The 15,699-nt window shown below is 72.4% G+C and carries 20 protein-coding genes; 11 read left to right on the forward strand and 9 right to left on the reverse strand.

The window, feature by feature from the left end; all coding sequences use genetic code 11:
* Positions 1–23: 23 nt before the first annotated feature.
* Together ygfZ and BJ999_RS05760 are read left to right on the forward strand one after the other, a co-directional pair.
* Positions 24–1,010, forward strand: coding sequence for a CAF17-like 4Fe-4S cluster assembly/insertion protein YgfZ (gene ygfZ / locus BJ999_RS05755; RefSeq protein ID WP_179832317.1), 987 nt, complete (start codon positions 24–26; stop codon positions 1,008–1,010).
* A 79-nt stretch (positions 1,011–1,089) separates the two neighbouring features.
* Complete coding sequence (locus tag BJ999_RS05760; RefSeq protein WP_179832318.1) at positions 1,090–1,581, forward strand: hypothetical protein; 492 nt, start codon at positions 1,090–1,092, stop codon at positions 1,579–1,581.
* Between the two features lie 25 nt (positions 1,582–1,606).
* Here BJ999_RS05760 and dtd read toward each other — a convergent pair whose 3' ends face one another.
* Positions 1,607–2,032 (reverse strand): D-aminoacyl-tRNA deacylase, encoded by a 426-nt coding sequence (dtd, locus tag BJ999_RS05765; RefSeq protein ID WP_179832319.1) that lies wholly within the window; start codon positions 2,030–2,032, stop codon positions 1,607–1,609.
* Positions 2,033–2,051: 19 nt separating this feature from the next.
* Here dtd and BJ999_RS05770 point away from each other — a divergent pair, with 19 nt between their 5' ends.
* Entirely contained in the window at positions 2,052–2,879 is an 828-nt protein-coding gene (locus BJ999_RS05770; RefSeq protein WP_179832320.1) for a beta-keto acid cleavage family enzyme, read from the forward strand.
* A 183-nt stretch (positions 2,880–3,062) separates the two neighbouring features.
* Complete coding sequence (locus tag BJ999_RS05775; protein ID WP_179832321.1) at positions 3,063–4,040, forward strand: asparaginase; 978 nt, start codon at positions 3,063–3,065, stop codon at positions 4,038–4,040.
* Here the strand turns inward: BJ999_RS05775 and BJ999_RS05780 are convergent.
* On the reverse strand, positions 4,037–4,615 hold the full coding sequence (locus tag BJ999_RS05780; protein WP_179832322.1) for a TetR/AcrR family transcriptional regulator: 579 nt from the start codon (positions 4,613–4,615) through the stop codon (positions 4,037–4,039). The genes BJ999_RS05775 and BJ999_RS05780 overlap by 4 nt on opposite strands.
* Positions 4,616–4,714: 99 nt before the next feature.
* Between BJ999_RS05780 and BJ999_RS05785 the strand changes: the two genes are divergently transcribed.
* Both BJ999_RS05785 and BJ999_RS05790 read left to right on the forward strand, forming a co-directional pair.
* Positions 4,715–4,867 (forward strand): hypothetical protein, encoded by a 153-nt coding sequence (locus tag BJ999_RS05785; RefSeq protein ID WP_179832323.1) that lies wholly within the window; start codon positions 4,715–4,717, stop codon positions 4,865–4,867.
* A gap of 50 nt (positions 4,868–4,917) precedes the next feature.
* Positions 4,918–5,535, forward strand: a complete 618-nt coding sequence (locus tag BJ999_RS05790; RefSeq protein ID WP_179832324.1) for a dihydrofolate reductase family protein — start codon at positions 4,918–4,920, stop codon at positions 5,533–5,535.
* Between the two features lie 232 nt (positions 5,536–5,767).
* Here the strand turns inward: BJ999_RS05790 and BJ999_RS41235 are convergent, their stop codons facing one another.
* Together BJ999_RS41235 and BJ999_RS05795 are read right to left on the reverse strand one after the other, a co-directional pair.
* Positions 5,768–5,944, reverse strand: a complete 177-nt coding sequence (locus BJ999_RS41235; protein WP_218936464.1) for a hypothetical protein — start codon at positions 5,942–5,944, stop codon at positions 5,768–5,770.
* The gene (locus tag BJ999_RS05795) at positions 5,869–6,081 is read right to left on the reverse strand and encodes a TetR/AcrR family transcriptional regulator (protein ID WP_218934958.1); all 213 of its coding nucleotides are present in this window, start codon (positions 6,079–6,081) and stop codon (positions 5,869–5,871) included. Before BJ999_RS05795 ends, BJ999_RS41235 begins: the two co-directional genes overlap by 76 nt.
* 38 nt (positions 6,082–6,119) lie before the next feature.
* Between BJ999_RS05795 and BJ999_RS05800 the strand changes: the two genes are divergently transcribed.
* The 5 genes from BJ999_RS05800 to BJ999_RS05820 all read left to right on the forward strand — a co-directional run bounded on the left by BJ999_RS05800 (position 6,120) and on the right by BJ999_RS05820 (position 10,767).
* On the forward strand, positions 6,120–6,899 hold the full coding sequence (locus tag BJ999_RS05800) for an ABC transporter ATP-binding protein (RefSeq protein ID WP_179832325.1): 780 nt from the start codon (positions 6,120–6,122) through the stop codon (positions 6,897–6,899).
* Between the two features lie 2 nt (positions 6,900–6,901).
* Entirely contained in the window at positions 6,902–8,260 is a 1,359-nt protein-coding gene (locus BJ999_RS05805; RefSeq protein WP_179832326.1) for an FtsX-like permease family protein, read from the forward strand.
* Between the two features lie 241 nt (positions 8,261–8,501).
* Complete coding sequence (locus BJ999_RS05810) at positions 8,502–8,975, forward strand: DUF6069 family protein (RefSeq protein WP_179832327.1); 474 nt, start codon at positions 8,502–8,504, stop codon at positions 8,973–8,975.
* A 97-nt stretch (positions 8,976–9,072) separates the two neighbouring features.
* The gene (locus BJ999_RS05815) at positions 9,073–9,429 is read left to right on the forward strand and encodes a YciI family protein (RefSeq protein WP_179832328.1); all 357 of its coding nucleotides are present in this window, start codon (positions 9,073–9,075) and stop codon (positions 9,427–9,429) included.
* A gap of 30 nt (positions 9,430–9,459) precedes the next feature.
* A complete protein-coding gene (locus BJ999_RS05820) occupies positions 9,460–10,767 on the forward strand; it encodes an RNA polymerase sigma factor (RefSeq protein ID WP_179832329.1) in 1,308 nt (435 codons plus the stop codon).
* Between the two features lie 12 nt (positions 10,768–10,779).
* Here BJ999_RS05820 and BJ999_RS05825 read toward each other — a convergent pair whose 3' ends face one another.
* The 5 genes from BJ999_RS05825 to BJ999_RS05845 form a co-directional block, all read right to left on the reverse strand.
* Entirely contained in the window at positions 10,780–11,190 is a 411-nt protein-coding gene (locus BJ999_RS05825; protein ID WP_179832330.1) for a hypothetical protein, read from the reverse strand.
* 42 nt (positions 11,191–11,232) lie between these two features.
* Complete coding sequence (locus BJ999_RS05830) at positions 11,233–12,480, reverse strand: CynX/NimT family MFS transporter (RefSeq protein ID WP_179832331.1); 1,248 nt, start codon at positions 12,478–12,480, stop codon at positions 11,233–11,235.
* Complete coding sequence (locus BJ999_RS05835; protein WP_218934960.1) at positions 12,477–13,181, reverse strand: FadR/GntR family transcriptional regulator; 705 nt, start codon at positions 13,179–13,181, stop codon at positions 12,477–12,479. The genes BJ999_RS05830 and BJ999_RS05835 overlap by 4 nt, the downstream gene beginning before the upstream one ends.
* A gap of 185 nt (positions 13,182–13,366) precedes the next feature.
* Positions 13,367–13,756: a hypothetical protein gene (locus BJ999_RS05840; protein WP_179832332.1), complete on the reverse strand. Its 390-nt coding sequence runs from the start codon at positions 13,754–13,756 to the stop codon at positions 13,367–13,369.
* Positions 13,757–13,817: 61 nt separating this feature from the next.
* On the reverse strand, positions 13,818–15,596 hold the full coding sequence (locus tag BJ999_RS05845; RefSeq protein WP_229810220.1) for a DUF2207 domain-containing protein: 1,779 nt from the start codon (positions 15,594–15,596) through the stop codon (positions 13,818–13,820).
* Between the last annotated feature and the right edge of the window lie 103 nt (positions 15,597–15,699).

A 15,699-nucleotide genomic window follows, 5' to 3' on the forward strand; every position in this document is an offset into this window, starting at 1 on the left:
GTCCGCGACATAGTCTGGACGGCATGGAGAGCCCTCTGCTGCAGTCGCCCGGAGCCGTCGCCGCCGACGCGCCCGACCAGGAGGTCGCCGCGCACTACGGGGACCCCGCACGGGAGCAACGCTCCCTGGAGGAGGGGACGGCGTTCGTCGACCGGAGCAACCGGGGCGTCGTCCGCGTCTCCGGGCCGGACCGGCTCAGCTGGCTGCACAGCCTGCTGAGCCAGCACCTGGACGGGCTGAAGCCGTCCGAGCCGACCGAGGCGCTGCTGCTCAGCCCGAACGGGCACATCGAGCACCACCTGTTCCTCGTCGACGACGGGGAGGCCGTCTGGGCCCACGTCGAGCCGGGGACGGCCCCGGCGCTGGTGGAGTTCCTCGACCGGATGCGGTTCATGCTGCGCGTCGAGGTCGCCGACGTGTCGGAGGAGTTCATGGTGGTCACGGGGCCGGCTGGTCCCGCCGACGGCCGTCCCGCCTGGCCGGACGCCGCGGGGACGACGACGCGGATCGTCCCGCGCGGCGAGTTCCCGGCCGACCTGAAGCCGGCGGGGACCTGGGCGTACGAGGCGCTGCGCATCGCCGAGCACCGCCCCCGGTTCGGCCTCGACACCGACCACCGGACGATCCCGCACGAGGCCGGGTACGTGGAGACGGCCGTCCACCTGAACAAGGGCTGCTACCGGGGGCAGGAGACCGTCGCGCGCGTCCACAACCTGGGGCGGCCTCCGCGCCGCCTGGTGTTCCTCCACCTGGACGGCAGCGTCGACCGCCTGCCCGCGTCCGGCGATCCGCTGGAGATCCCCGGGGGCCGGACGGTCGGGTTCGTCGGGTCGGCGGCCCGGCACCACGAGCTGGGGCCGATCGCGCTGGCGATGGTGAAGCGGAACGTCCCGGTGGACACCGAGCTGCTCGCGGGCGGCGTCGCGGCGGCGCAGGAGGTCGTCGTGTCGCCGGAGACGGGCGCGAACGCGCAGATCGCTCTGCGCCGCCGGCCCGCGAAACACGGGTAGCAGCCCGCCCCCGGGACGAATATCGTCTGATAAGACGATTTCTGACCGATCGCCGCCCGGGGAAGGTGGATTCCTACCGATGGTCCCGAACCTGGGGAAAGGGGAGCCGGCCGCGGCGCGGAGGGGAGGGACCCGGCGCCGCCCGCGCCGGGAGTCCGCGCTGACGTGGTGGGCCCTGTTCGCGGCGATCGCCGGGATCGCGTGGTGGCAGCACTCGTGGCGCGTCGCGCTGCTCGGCCTGCTGGGCTGGTGCCTGTACGAGTTCGCGCTCGTCCCCACCCTGTGCCGGGTGCTGACGCCGAAGGGCGCCGCGTGCACCGAGCGCACCCGGGGGCGGCTCTTCGCCTGCGGCCCGGCCCACCAGCGGCTCCGCAACGACGCGCTGTGGCGGCTCGCCGGGCTCCGCAACCCGTTCGAGCGGGGCCCCGTCGGCGACGAGGGCGACACCGGCACGGTGGTGGTGTCCTCGGACGTGCGCGGCCGCCTCGTCCCGCAGGACCGCGCCCTCATCCTCCTCGCCGCCGCCGGGACCGTCACCGCGCTCGTCGGCATGGTCTACGGGTTCCGCTGACCCGCGCGTTCGGCCGACCAGGCGGTCAGACGTCCAGGACCAGCGTGATCGGGCCGTCGTTGACGAGCGCGACCTTCATGTCCGCCCCGAACTCTCCGGTCTCGACCATCGCGCCCAGCTCGCGCAGCTCCCGGACCACAGCGTCCACCAGGGGCTCGGCGACGGGTCCGGGCGCGGCGGCCGTCCAGCTCGGGCGGCGGCCCTTCCGCGCGTCCCCGTAGAGAGTGAATTGGCTCACGACGAGCAGCGGCGCGTTCACGTCGGAACACGACTTCTCGCCCTCCAGGATGCGCAGCCCCCACAGCTTGGACGCCAGCCTGCGGGCCTTTTCCGCGTCGTCGTCGTGCGTCACGCCGACGAGGACCAGCAGCCCCGGCCCCCCGATCGCGCCGACGACGCGCCCGTCCACGGACACGCTGGCCTGGCTCACCCTCTGGACTACAGCACGCATGACCATGCATTCTGCCGCCATGGGAGCAACGACGCTCATCACGGTGGCGCCCACGGGTGCGGAGTCCGCCAAGGCGGACGTCCCGGCCCTGCCCGTCACCCTGGATGAACTGGTCCAGACGGCCAAGGAGTGCGAGGCGGCCGGCGCGGCCGTGATCCACGTGCACATCCGCGACGACGACGCGCGACCCACGCTCGACCCGTCCCGGCTGCGGGACACGGTGACGGCGCTGCGGGAGAGCACGGGACTGATCGTCCAGCTGTCCACGGGCGGTGCGGTCACCGACCCGTACGAGGACCGGCTCCGCGTCCTGGACGCCGAGCCCGACATGTGCTCGCTCACCTGCGGGACGGTCAACTTCGGCGACGACGTGTTCATGAACCCGTGGTCGTTCATGGTGGAGCTGTACGAGCGCACCCTGGAGCTCGGGATCGTCCCCGAGTTCGAGCTGTTCGACCTCGGCCACATCACCTCGCTGCGCCGCCTCCTGGACAAGCACGGGCTCCCCTACGGCGGCCACGTCCACTGCGACCTGGTCATGGGCGTCCCGGGCGGCATGCCGGGCGACGCCCGCACCCTGGTCGCCGCCGTCGAGGCCCTCCCGGAGGGCGCGACGTGGTCGGCCACCGGCATCGGCCGGACGTCCCTGCCCGTCCTGTTCGCCGCCCTGTCGGCGGGCGGGCACCTGCGGGTCGGCATGGAGGACACGGTCACCTTCGCCAAGGGCCGCCCGGTCACGGCGAACGTCCAGCTGGTGGAGCGCGCGGCCCAGGCGGCCCACCTGGCCCAACGCCCCCCCATGCCCCCCACCGAGGCCCGCGCCCTCCTGGCCATCGAACCTCGCTGAGGCCCGGAGGGCCGCGCACCTTTCCGGGCAAGTCAAGCCGGGATGGGGCAATCTGGCCGATTTCGTGGAGCGGGGTGCCGCTTTCCTGGGATACGCCGGGTACGTGACTTTCGGGGTCGCCGTTCGGGGCGGCGAGATCGCCGGGGGTTCCGGGCGCCGGTGTCGTGGTGATGGAGGAGTGCGGTGGACGTCAATCCTGTGCTGGTCGAGGTGGAGCGTTCCGGGTTCGTGGAGTCCCGGCATCGGGGGGCGGCGATCGGGCTGGCCGCCGACGGGGGCGTCGCCTTCCGGGCGGGGGAGACCGGTGCGCCGATCTTCCCCCGGTCGGCGAACAAGCCGATGCAGGCGGTCGCGATGCTGCGCAGCGGGCTCGAACTCGGCGGCGAGCTGCTCGCGCTCGCGGCCGGCAGCCACTCCGGTGAGGACTTCCACGTCGAGGGAGTGGAGAAGGTCCTCGCGGGCGCCGGGCTGGTGGCCGGCGACCTGCGCTGCCCCGAGAGCTGGCCGATCGACCCCGTGGCGCAGCAGGAGGTCGCCCGGACGGGCGGCGGCGTCTCCAGGCTGCGGATGAACTGCTCCGGGAAGCACGCCGCGATGCTCGCCACATGTGTCACGGCGGGATGGCCCACCGACTCCTATCTCGACCCCGGCCACCCGTTGCAACGGGCCGTCCGGGAGGTCGTCGAAGAGCTGGCCGGTGAGGATGCCACGGCGGTCGGCGTCGACGGGTGCGGGGCGCCGCTGTTCGCCGTGTCCATCGTGGGCGTCGCGCGGGCGTTCCGGGCGCTCGTCCTCGCCGAACCGGGTACGCACGGGCGGCGCGTCGCCGACGCCATGCGGACGCACCCGCAGTGGACGTCCGGGACCCGGCGCGAGGAGCGGCAGCTGATGGAGGCCGTCCCCGGCCTGCTCGTCAAGTGCGGCGCCGAGGGCGTGGACGCCTTCGCGTTCGCCGACGGGCGCGCGGGGGTCGTCAAGATCGACGACGGGGCGATGCGGGCGCGGACGCCCGTGACCGTCGCGCTGCTGCGCGCCCTCGGCGTCCACGACGGCGCCGACGGGGGCGCCCTGGACGAGCTGGCGATCGTCGAGGTGCGCGGCGGGGACGGCGTCGTCGGCGCCATCCGCCCGGCACCGGGCGTCTTCGACCGGGCGGCCTAGCCCCCCTCCGGCAGCAGCCGGTTCACCATCTTGTCGATCAGGGCGTCGGTGTCGTAGGGCTCCGTGATGGCGGGGGCGGTGAAGTCGTCCAGGAGCAGCCCGGCCATCGCGAAGTACAGCAGGCCGACGCCCGTGGCGTCGCCGGGCAGGCCCGCGTCCAGGTGGTAGCGGACGATCTCCTCGTGCTCGGCGGTGAGGAAGCCGCCGAGCTCGGCGTGCAGCTCCGGGCGCCGGGTCGCCTCCAGGCGCAGCTCCAGCATGGCCAGGTAGCCGGTCCGGTCGGCCCGCATGCGGCCGAGGAGCTGGTGCATCAGCTCGGTGACCAGTGCGTGCGTGGGCGCCTGCCGCATCGTCTCGGCCAGTGCCTGCGGGTCGGGGGTGAGGCGCTCGCGGGTGCGGTGCATGACCTGGGTGAGCAGGTCGGCGCGGTTGGCGAAGTAGTTCGTGGCGGTGCCGGTGGGGACGCCCGCCTCGGCGTCGATCGCGCGCAGTGTCAGGCCGCGCGACCCCTCTCGGGCCAGGACCTCGATCGCCGCGTCCAGCAGGGCGGCCCGACGGGCGGGGTTGCGTCGCACTGTGACCTCCATCACTACGGCTTGCAATCACTGCAAGTGCAGTACTAAGTTCAAACCACTTCAAACAGAGTACATCAATGCCAGTGAAAAGGAGATCGCATGCGCGCCCGGATCACCACCCCTTCCTCGCCGTTCCAGGACCGCGTAGCCCTGCACGGTCGCGCGGGACGTCCCGGATGGGACCGTCACGTCCCGAAGCCCCGCACCGTTCCGCGGCCGCGGCCGCCGCGCAAGCCCGGGTCCGTCCGCTGATCCGCCGTCCGTCCCCGCTCCCGCGCCCGACGCCTGAAAGCGAGCACCGCATGCGCAAGCTGGTCTACTACGTCTCCGCCACCCTCGACGGCTTCATCGCCGGACCGGAGGGGCAGTTCGATTTCTTTCCCTTCGAGGGCGAGCCCGCCGAGATGATCATGGCCGAGTATCCCGAGACGCTGCCGGCCCATGCCCGCGGTCCGCTCGGCATAGGCGACGCCCCGAACCGCCATTTCGACACCGTCGTCATGGGGCGGGGTACCTATGAGCCGGGTCTGGCCATCGGGCTCACCAGCCCGTATCCGCAGCTGGAGCAGTACGTCGTCTCGACGACGCTCGGCATCGAGGACCCGGCCGTGACCGTCGTCCCCCGGGACCCGGTCGGCCTGGTCCGGGGGCTGAAGGAGCGGGACGGCCTCGACATCTGGCTCGCAGGCGGCGGGAAGCTCGCCGCCGCGCTGGTGGACGAGATCGACGCGCTGGTCATCAAGCGCCACCCGATGGTGATCGGATCCGGGATCCCCCTGTTCGACGGGCCCTTCTCCCTGGCGGCGTTCACCCCGACCGACGCCCACGCCTTCGACTCCGGGCTCGTCGTCACCATCTACTCCCGCGCAGAGGACGCGGAGCGGCCCCCGGCCGCCTGGTTCTCCAGCGGTAAGTCGTGATCTTCAGTTCGTGTGCGGTCGGTATCGATCCGGCTTTCGGTGGTTTGTTTTGCGGCGGCTGTCGATTCGGCTGCCGGCCGTTCGGCAGAACCCGTGAAGGCACCGGGTAAGCGGTGCTCGGATCACGTTCTGGGAGCCTGCGATGACCGCCGGACCGTCCCGCACCGACACCGCCGACGCCCGGGCCCCGTTCCGAGCGGTGTTGAGGACAAGCCCGCCTTCCCCCTTCGGGTCAGGCCAGAGCCGAGTTGAGGGCTTCGAGGCCTTCGACCACCTCGGTGTCGGTCGGAGCGTGTTCGGGATCGGTCATCCACTGCGCCATCAACCCGGTGATCAGCGCCAGCTGGACCGAGCCGATGGTGCGGGCCCCCTGCTCGGTGACGGCCTCCTCGGGTGTTCCGGTGGCCACGGCCGCCATCCCCCGGCGCCCACCGCGGCCATGCTGACGCCTGCGACGCCCGCGATGTCACGCAAGGTCGTTTTTGCGTAGCCCTTCTCTTGGATGCACCGAACCGCCGCTCCCAAGAGGTCCTCCCGGTTGCCCATCTCAGTAACGCCCGCTCACACTCGAAATGAGGACGAGGATGCCGACCGACGCGCTACGGCTGGAGGCCGTTCGCAAGATCTACGGAACAGGGCCTGCCGCCGTGACCGCCCTGGACGGGCTGTCCCTGACGCTGCCCGCCGGTACCTTCACCGCTGTCATGGGCCCGTCCGGCTCGGGCAAGAGCACCCTGCTGCAGTGCGCGGCCGGGCTGGACGCCCCGACCGCCGGCAGCGTCGTCGTCGGCGGTGTGGAAATGACGGGGCGCAGCGAGACCGAACTCACTCGGCTGCGTCGCGAGCGGATCGGTTTCGTGTTCCAGCACTTCAACCTGCTGCCCACACTGACCACGCTGCAGAACGTGACCCTTCCGCTGCGCCTGGCCGGCAGGCGGGCCGACCCGGCCGCCGCCGCGGCGGTGTTGGCCCAGGTTGGGCTGGACGGTCGGCAGGGGCACCGTCCGGCCCAACTGTCGGGCGGGCAACAGCAGCGGGTCGCGATCGCCCGGGCTCTGGTCACCGGCCCCAGCGTCATCTTCGCCGACGAGCCGACTGGCGCGCTGGACACCCGCAGCGCCCGCGAGGTGCTGCGGCTGCTGGCCCGTACCGTGTCCGAGCAGGGGCGGACGGTGGTGATGGTCACCCACGACCCGGTCGCCGCCTCCTACGCCGGATCGGTGCTCTTCCTGGCCGACGGCAGGATCGTCGGACGCCTGGCCGGCCCGACCCCCGACGCGGTGGCCGAGCGCATGACTCACCTGGGGGAACTCGCCGAGCAGCAGCGCGCCGCCCAGGCCGCCCCGATCTCGGAAGCGAGCTGACCATGCTCACACTCGCCCTGAATTCCCTTCGGCGCCGTTCCGGCGGTTTCGCCGCCAGCTTCCTGGCGATGTTCTGCGGCGCCATGATCCTCATGGCCTTCGGCTCCCTGCTGGACACGGCCGGCGCCAAGGGCGTGGATCCCGCCAGCGAGAGCACCCTCAATGTCCTGGGCCTCGTGGTGGGCGGCTGGGGACTGCTGCTGGTGACGTTCGCCGTCACCTCCACCCTCACCCTGTCGGTACGGCAACGCGCCGCGGAGATGGCACTGCTGAAGAACATCGGTGCGACCCCGGGCCAGATCACCCGGATGATCACCGGGGAGGCTCTGATCCTGGCCGTGGCGGCGGTGTCCCTGGCGATCGTCCCCGCCGCCTACACCGGCGGTTGGCTGCTCGACCGGCTCACCGCCAATGGGCAGATCGCCACGAGCATCACCCATCACTTCGGCGGGTTCGCCATCCACATCGGCTACGGGGTCACGCTCGTCGCGGCCACCGCCGCCGCGCTCACCGCCGCCCGGCGCACCGCCCGGATGAGCGCCACCGCGTCCCTCCTGGACGCCGCCGCCGGCGACGCCCGGATGAGCCGCAAACGGGTGGCCGCCGCCGCGGTGTTCCTGTTCCTCGGCACCGACCTGGCCGTCATCACCGCGACCGCGATGCGCGGCAAGGACGACTTCGAGCCGATGGCCACGGCCGGCCCGGCCGCCATCTGGTTCTCCATCGGCCTGGCGCTGCTGGCCCCCGCACTGCTGCGCCGGGTCGCCGCCTGGCTGGAGGGACCACTGCAGCGCGGCGGTGCCGCCGGCCAGCTGGCCGCGCTCAACCTCGCCCAGCGCACCGGCCCCATGTCCACCGCGGTCATGCCGATCATCCTGTTCACCGGCATCGCCACCGGCACCCTCTACATGCAGGCCACCGACAACGCCGTCAACGCCGCCTCCGGCATCACCGAGACCGCCGACTACCGCAACGCCGAGACCACCAACATGATCGTCATCGGCATGATCCTGCTCTTCGCCGCCATCATGGTGGTCAACTCCCTGGTCGCGACCACCGTGGACCGCCGACGTGAATTCGGCCAGCAACGCCTCATCGGCGCCACACCCCGTCAGGTACTGCAAATGGTCGCCGGCGAGGGAACGGTGCTCGCCGCCACCGGCGTCCTGTTCGGCACACTGGCCTCCCTCGTCACGATCATCCCGTTCAGCATCGCCCGCTCCGGCTCACCCGTCCCTCATGGCAACATCCTGCTCTACCTCGCCGTCGCCGCCATCGCCGCCGCACTCGCCCTGGCCACCAGCCTCGCCGCAGCCCACCGCACGCTGAGAACACCGGCCATCGACGCGGCGACCACCTGAGCCCGCCGCAGTCACGCCGCCGGAGGCCGTGGAACGGAACTCGTCGGTCATGTGGAGAGCGGACTCCGCAGCGAGATCCCGCCGGGGGATCCGGAAATCCAGTCGTGGGGTGGCCGCCCCGGTATTGATCCGGCTTTCGGTGGTTTGTTTGCGGCGGCTGTCGATTCGGCCGCCGGCCGTTCGGCAGAACGCGTGAAGGCACCGAGAAAGCGGTGCTCGACTCAAGTCCAGGGAGCCTGCGATGACCGCCGGATCGGCCAGCAACCACTCCGACACCGCCGCCGCCCGGGTCCCGTTCCGCGCATTGCTGCGGACGAGCCTGATCGCCTCGGGCTTCGCCGCGGCGGCGACCGAGGCGATCAGCGCCGTCGTCCGGGCCGCGGGCGTCCAGCTCGCGGTCGGCGACCCTGGCGGGAGCGCCTCCAGTGTCGTGCCGGTCAACGCCGGCGCCTGCGCGATCTCCATCGCGATGGTCATGGTCATCGGCACCGGCATCGCCGCGCTGATCAACCGGCGCTCGTCCCGGCCGGCCCGCACCTACGCCATCGTGACGAGCGTGCTCGTGCTCGTGTCCCTCATCGCCCCGCTGACCGCAGCGGCCACCTCCATGGGGACCAAGCTGACCCTCGTCGCCGCTCACCTCGTCGCGGCCGCGATCATCGTGCCCATGGTCAGCCGCCGCCTTGCCGGCAACCGACAAGACGGACCGCGGTAAGAATGTGTGGCCCCGGTGTCGAGAACGTGCGGCGTCGAAAGGCACACCGTGCGCCGAGCCAACGACCAATGATCACCAAGGCAAAGGAGACCTGACCATGCGTTACATGGTGATGCACTACGAGACCGAGGCCATGGAGAACGGTGTCACGCCCACACCGGAACAGCAGGCCGCGATCGGCGAGTACATGAAGGAGTCGGCGGTGGCCGGCGTTCTGCTCGGCGGCGAAGGGGTCCACCCGAGCTCGTCCGGCGCTCGGCTTGAGATCGCTGACGGGAACGTGCGGATCATCGACGGCCCGTTCGCCGAGGCCAAGGAACTGATCGCCGGCTTCGCGATCCTCGAGGTCGATTCGCTGGCCGAAGCGGTCGAGCACGCCCGCAAGTTCGCGCTGATCACCGGTGTGGAACGCATCGACGTACGCCGCGTCGTCGAGTTCTCCGACCTGCAGTAGAACGCCGCCCCGGACCCGGCAGCCGCCGTCATGGAAGCAGGAGACCTCGACGCCATGCTGGCGACGCTGTGGCGTGTCGACTCCCCCCGCATCGTCGCCCGTCTCGTCAGGCTCGTCGGTGACCTCGACACCGCCGAGGAACTCGCCCAGGACACCTTCGTCGCCGCCATCGAGAAGTGGCGGCACGAAGGCGTCCCCAGCAACCCGGCGGGCTGGCTGAACACGACCGCCCGATTCCTCGCCGTCGACCGGATCCGGCGACGCGACACCCAGCGGCACAAATACCACCTCGTCGCGGCGACGACGCCGCGGAGCACCGATCTCGACATCGGTCAGATCGTCGACGGCGACCTGGCCGACGACCTCCTCGGGCTGATCTTCATGGCCTGCCACCCGATCCTGCCGCCGGACGCCAGGTCCGCGCTCACCCTCAAACTGGTCTGCGGCCTCACGACCGGCGAGGTCGCCCGGGCCTTCCTCGCCCCCGAGGCGACGATCGCCCAGCGCGTCGTCCGCGCCAAACGTACTCTCGCGGCGGCCGACATCCGCTTCGAGCTCCCCGGACCGGCCGAGCGTCCAACACGCCTCGACGCCGTCCGGGAGGTCATCTATCTGGTGTTCAACGAGGGGTACTCGGCCACCAGTGGCGACAGCTGGGTCCGCCCCGAACTGTGCTCCGAAGCGCTGCGGCTCGGGCGGATGCTGGCCAATCTGACACCGGACGACACCGAGACCCTCGGCCTTCTCGCGCTGATCGAACTCCAGGCGTCACGGCTGACCGCCCGCGTCGGCCCGCACGGTGACCCTGTGCTCCTGATGGACCAGGACCGGACCCGGTGGGACCGGCTGCTGATCCGCCGCGGGCTCGCGCTCATCGAGCGGATCCACCGGTTGCGCGGCACCGCGGGACCTTATGCGCTCCAAGCCGCGATCGCCGCGTGCCACGCTCGGGCCACGACCGCCGCGGACACCGACTGGCCGCGCATCGCGGCCCTCTACGACGGGCTCGTGCAGATCACCTCGTCGCCCGTGGTCGAACTCAACCGCGCCGTCGCGATCGGTCGGGCATTCGGGCCGCAGGCCGGACTGGACGTCGTCCGCCCGCTCCTGGATCATCCGGCGATGCGCGGCTACCACCTCCTCCCGGCCGTCGCGGGCGACCTGTCCTGCGGCGCCGGGAACCACGAGGAGGCGCGGCGGTACTTCCTCGACTCCGCAGCCTTGACGGCGAACACACAACAACGCAGGACCATGCAGCGCCGGGCGGCCGACTGCGCGACCCACCACGCCGGGAGCACCCCCCACCAGCAAGATCACGACTTACCGCCGGAGTGCTAGCCGGGCGGGTTGCTAGCGGCTCTCGGTGTTCTCGGTGTTCTTGGACGCCTTGAGGTCCTCGAACTCGCCCTTGAAGATCGTCTGCTCGTAGAGGACGCCGTCGGGCCACGGCTTCTTCGGTTCCCGTCCGGGCTGGGGGTTGTCCTTGCGGAACTCCACCGGCTGGCCGTCCTTGGCCGGCGGGTAGCTGTGCGAGAACATCCCGGGCGCGTAGGTGTAGTAGCCGCCCTGCTCCATGCCCCGCTGGTTCAGCTGGTTGTTCCTGCGCTCGGAGTGGAGCTTCCTGGACGAGGCGGCGCGCGTCGCGTACACCCAGACCACCAGGGCGGCGACGATCAGGAACGGGATGATCCAGACGAAGTAACGGGCGCCCGTGGGGGACGTGTCCGCCAGCACGGGGTCGGCGACGATCGTGGTGAGCAAGGCGGACCACCTCCCGATGGCATGAATCGGCCCTTCCTAGGGTCAGTTAGGGATGTGTCCGCTGGATCCCGTATTAACCGTTTCGGGCGCCGGGGCGGCGGGCGCGCCCACGGTGCGGAGCCGTCCGGCGGGCAGGCCCGGGACGGCCAGCGCGGCGCAGACGGCCAGGACGCCCAGCATTGGAACGGTCCATCCGCCGGTGGCGTCGTGCAGTGCGCCGAGGGCGAGCGGGCCGAGCGCCGCGATGACGTAGCCGACGCCCTGCGCCATCCCCGACAGCTGGACGGCGACGTGGGCGTCGTGGGCGCGGAGCCCGATGAACGACAGCGCGGTCGCGAACCCGAGCCCCTGGCCGAGGCCGAGGACCACGGTCCAGCCCCACACCGACGCGATCGGCGCCCAGGTCACCCCGACGAAGCCCAGCGCGGTCAGCGCCACCGTGGCGATCACCAGGGGGCGCTGGTCGCGGGTCCGCCGGGCCAGCACCGGGACGGCCAGCGAGCCGACCGCCTGGACCGCCGCCACCAGTGCCAGCACGTAGCCGGCGGTCGCCTCGTCCATCCCGCGGTCCTGGCAGAGCGTCGGCAGCCAGCCGAGCACCACGTAGGCCAGCAGCGACTGCAGGCCCATGAACACCGTGACGTGCCAGGCCAGCCCCGACCGCCACACCAGCGCCGCGACGCCGTGCGGGGGCTCCGCGGGCGGGGCCGAGCGCGCCGCGCGCGCCGCCCGCCGCGCCCTCGGCAGCCACAGCAGCCCGGCGAGCGCCGCCGGGATCGCGAGCAGGCCGAGCGGCAGCCGCCAGGACGCGCCGAACAGGTTCTCCACCGGCACGGCGAGCCCGGAGGACAGGGACGCGCCCGCCGTCACCGCGACCGTGTAGACCGCCGTGACCGTGGTGATCCGGGACGGGTGGTCCCGCTTGATGATCGCCGGCACCGCGATGTTGCCGATGCTGATCGCGATCCCCGCGACCAGGGAGCCGGCGAACAGCGCGGCCACGCCGCCCGGCAGCCGCAGCAGCAGCCCGGCGACGAGCAGCGCCATCGCGCACACCAGCAGCGTCTCGCTGCGCGGCGGGCGCCGCAGGAAGGCGGCGACGAGCCCGTAGGAGCCGAAGAACGCCAGCGGCAGCGTGGTGAGCGCGCCCGCCGCCGTCCCGGACAGGCGGAAGGCGTCGCTGATCTCGGTCAGCAGCGGCCCGACCGCCGCGACCGCCGGCCGCAGGTTGACCGCCAGCAGGACGATCATCAGCAGGGCGCCGGCGAGCCCGGCGCGCCGCCCGGTCACGCGTCCTCCTCGGGCGCGCCGGCATCGCCGAGCAGGGACTCCAGGACGGCGAGGGTCGGCTCCACGACGGCGGCGGCGGCCGACGCGGCGGCCTCCGGATCGCCCGCCGCGATCGCGTCCAGCACGGCGCGGTGCCTGGCCGGTCCCGCCTCGGGGACCTCGTGGTCCAGCCGGATCGCGCGCATCGACTCGTGCAGCCGGTCGATGAAGAACCGCATCGCCTCGATCAGCACCGGGTTGCGGGAGGCCTCCGCGACGCCGAGGTGGAACCGCGCGTCGGCGGCGCCGAACGCGTCCGGCTCGGTGGCCTCGTCGCGGGCGCGGAGCAGTTCCTCCAGCCGCGCCAGGTCCGCGTCGGTGCGGCGGCGCGCCGCCAGCCGGGCCGCCTGGACGTCGTAGGCGAGCTGCACCTCGAACACGTCCCGGGCGGACGCGCGGGACACCCGGCGCAGCAGCGGCCGCGGGTCGGCGCTGCTGCGCACGTACGTCCCGTCGCCGCGCCGCACCTCCAGCACCCCGACGTGCGACAGCGCCCGGATCGCCTCCCGGACGGCCGGACGGCTCACCCCGAGCTGCGCGGCCAGGTCCAGCTCGGCCGGGATCCGCCGGCCGACCGGCCACGTGCCGCCGCTGACCTGCGCCTGGAGCTGGTCGAGCACGGCGTCCACCGTCGACCCGCTTGATACGGGACTCAACGCCACGAAAGCCTCCAAAGTAAGATGTCAGACATCTTACGAGGAGATCCGTGGGACCGTCTGACCCGTGGTGACCGTCGGGAGGGGTCTCGACGGTCACCACGGGCATCTACGGCGCCCGCCGGACGGGGTGTGGGTACGGGTCGCCGGATCCGGCGGGCGTCGCGTCCTTCGTTTCGGCCGCCTCCGCGTCAGCGGAGCCTGGGAAGGCCGAATCTGCGGCGGTGCCCGGTGCTCGGCGCGGCGCGGACCTTCTCCGCTTCAGCCCGTTCCCGCACGCGGGCCGCCTCCTCCTCCGCGCGCCCCTGCTCGACCGGGGCCATGGCTTCGCGGTGGGACACCGGCGCAGCCGGATCGCGGCGCGTTCGCGGGGACGGGCCGCCCATGATGATCCCGCCCATGACGGGTCCGCGGTGCGGCAGGCCGTCGTCGGCGCCGGGGTAGTGGCGGCGCGTGCGCGACGTCGTCAGCACCACCGTCACCCAGCCGATGAGCGCCACGAAGATGACGGCCGGGCCGATGGCCAGGAAGTAGGCGTTCCCGAGGCGGTCGGACTGGGCGAGCAGCGCGCTGGCGACCATGGGGCGACACCTCCTCGCCCCTGGCTTTACCCGGCGTCAGGCGGTTAACCGCCCGGCGCCGTCACAGCCCGCGCGACTGGGAGATGGACCCCGAGGTGGCCAGCGTGAACGTGCGCATCGACTCGGCGAACTTCGACAGGTCCCATTCCGCCGGGCCCTCGTACCAGTAGAGGTTGTCGGCGCCCGTCGCGCGCTCGCCCGCGTCCTTGACCGTCCCGGCCCACTTCGCCACGAGGTCGAACACCACCGCGTACGGCAGGAAACGCGAGAACAGCGCGATCCGCTGCTGCGCCGCGATGGAGCCGTCGTCGGGGAGGGCGCCCCGCTCCAGGAACGCGCGGAAACCGATCGTGTGCGCGAGGACCGTGGCGCCGCGCGCCGTCTTCGCCGGCATGTACTGGCCGCCATAGGCCAGCGCCGCGCCCGCGATGATCAGTGCGAGCCCGGCCAGCGCCCACTCGGTGGTGAACGCCAGCGCGACCGTCCCGGCGATGCCGAGCAGCGTCACGAGGATGCCCGCGACCGTCCACCGGGACCGGACGGTGTCGGGCCGCCGCGCGAACCAGCCCTGCTTCACCACGTCGTCGTACATCGCGGACCTGACCTGCGCGAGCTTCGTCGCGAACGTCCCGCCGAGCTCCGACAGCCGGACGGCGTCGCGGCCGGACCCGTCCGGGGCGGTCAGCAGCGCGTCCAGCAGGATCCGCTCGTAGGGGAGCAGGTCGACCTGCGCGCGGTCGAGGCGGCGCAGCGTCCAGTCGAGGCGGCCGGTGACGGCCCGGTCCTCCTCCTCGATCAGCAGGTAGCCGCGCACGGCGAGGTCGACGATGGTCGCGGTCACGTCGATCACGTCGGCCTGCTCGTCGATCAGCGTGCCGATCTGCCCGGGGCGCACCCCGTCCGGCGGCTCGAACTCCGCCCCGGCCACCGGCGCCTGGTCGCCCTCGGCGGCCCGCTTCCCGACGGTCCGCGCGTCCCGCCCGCGCAGCAGGTAGAGGGCGAGGACGCCGCCCACCAGCAGCACCAGCAGGCCGCCGAGCGCGGCGCCGGTCACGGCGTTGACGGAGAACGCGGTCGCGACCGTGTGGCGGCGCTCGTAGATCGCGTGCCCGCCCGTCGTCCCGGCCGGCAGGCCGGCGACGACCGTCAGGTACTCGCCGGGCAGCATCCCCTGCTGGGCGAACACGCCCTGGGTGTGCGTGTGGTTCGTGTAGTACTGCGTGCAGCCGATCGTGCTGCCGATCGGCCCGGTGAAGCAGTTGACGTTGCGGATCATCGCGCCGCCGTCGACGGTGGCCTTCGCCTCGTCCAGCGGCACCTTCCAGCCGCCGACCACCGGCCAGCGCAGCTCCTCCGCGGCCCCCATCCGGGTGATCGCGCCGCGCACGTCGTACTCCAGGACGATCGTGCGGTCGCCGGTCAGCTTCCGGTCGCCCGCCACCTTGACCGTCGTGTGCAGCCCCGCGCTGGAGGCGGTGGCCCTGGACGGCCCGCCGTCCGGGCTGGCCGCCCGCAGATTCTCGATCCTGTAGACGCGGTCCTCGGTGACGCTCTCGTGCGCCCGGGTCGGGTACGTCCGCTGGAAGCCGTCGTGCCCGGCGAACCGGTAGACGATCGTCTCCTTCACCCTGACCGTGCCGCCCTGGACCGCGGTGAGGACGACGTCGTCCTTGAGCACCCGCTCGGCCGCGGCGAAACCGGATGCCGCCGCACCGGCCGCCGGCGCCTCGCTGACCTCGGCCGCCGTCGCAGAAGTGCTGGTCAGCAGGGGGACGGCCAGCGCCGCCGAGACCGCCAGGGCCGCCGGACGCGACCGGAACATCGCCGCAAGAGCAGACATGGCCGCAAATGCTATCGGGAATGCGTGCGATGATTCTGCGCTATGGCAGGTCATTACCCCCCGCCGCCCCCTCCGCCGCGGCCTCCGGGACCGCCCTACGGCC

This window comes from Actinomadura citrea (assembly GCF_013409045.1).
In the GTDB taxonomy this organism is placed as follows: Bacteria; Actinomycetota; Actinomycetes; order Streptosporangiales; family Streptosporangiaceae; genus Spirillospora; species Spirillospora citrea.

Coding starts and splice junctions, on each gene's coding strand:
- BJ999_RS05815 (WP_179832328.1), top strand. CDS start 9,073: ATGCGTTACATGGTGATGCACTACGAGACCGAGGCCATGGAGAACGGT.
- BJ999_RS05805 (WP_179832326.1), top strand. CDS start 6,902: ATGCTCACACTCGCCCTGAATTCCCTTCGGCGCCGTTCCGGCGGTTTC.
- dtd (WP_179832319.1), bottom strand. CDS start 2,032: ATGCGTGCTGTAGTCCAGAGGGTGAGCCAGGCCAGCGTGTCCGTGGAC.
- BJ999_RS05760 (WP_179832318.1), top strand. CDS start 1,090: ATGGTCCCGAACCTGGGGAAAGGGGAGCCGGCCGCGGCGCGGAGGGGA.
- BJ999_RS05840 (WP_179832332.1), bottom strand. CDS start 13,756: ATGGTCGCCAGCGCGCTGCTCGCCCAGTCCGACCGCCTCGGGAACGCC.
- BJ999_RS05820 (WP_179832329.1), top strand. CDS start 9,460: ATGGAAGCAGGAGACCTCGACGCCATGCTGGCGACGCTGTGGCGTGTC.
- BJ999_RS05845 (WP_229810220.1), bottom strand. CDS start 15,596: ATGTCTGCTCTTGCGGCGATGTTCCGGTCGCGTCCGGCGGCCCTGGCG.
- BJ999_RS05800 (WP_179832325.1), top strand. CDS start 6,120: ATGCCGACCGACGCGCTACGGCTGGAGGCCGTTCGCAAGATCTACGGA.
- BJ999_RS05785 (WP_179832323.1), top strand. CDS start 4,715: ATGCGCGCCCGGATCACCACCCCTTCCTCGCCGTTCCAGGACCGCGTA.
- BJ999_RS05810 (WP_179832327.1), top strand. CDS start 8,502: ATGACCGCCGGATCGGCCAGCAACCACTCCGACACCGCCGCCGCCCGG.
- BJ999_RS05770 (WP_179832320.1), top strand. CDS start 2,052: ATGGGAGCAACGACGCTCATCACGGTGGCGCCCACGGGTGCGGAGTCC.
- ygfZ (WP_179832317.1), top strand. CDS start 24: ATGGAGAGCCCTCTGCTGCAGTCGCCCGGAGCCGTCGCCGCCGACGCG.
- BJ999_RS05790 (WP_179832324.1), top strand. CDS start 4,918: ATGCGCAAGCTGGTCTACTACGTCTCCGCCACCCTCGACGGCTTCATC.
- BJ999_RS05795 (WP_218934958.1), bottom strand. CDS start 6,081: ATGGGCAACCGGGAGGACCTCTTGGGAGCGGCGGTTCGGTGCATCCAA.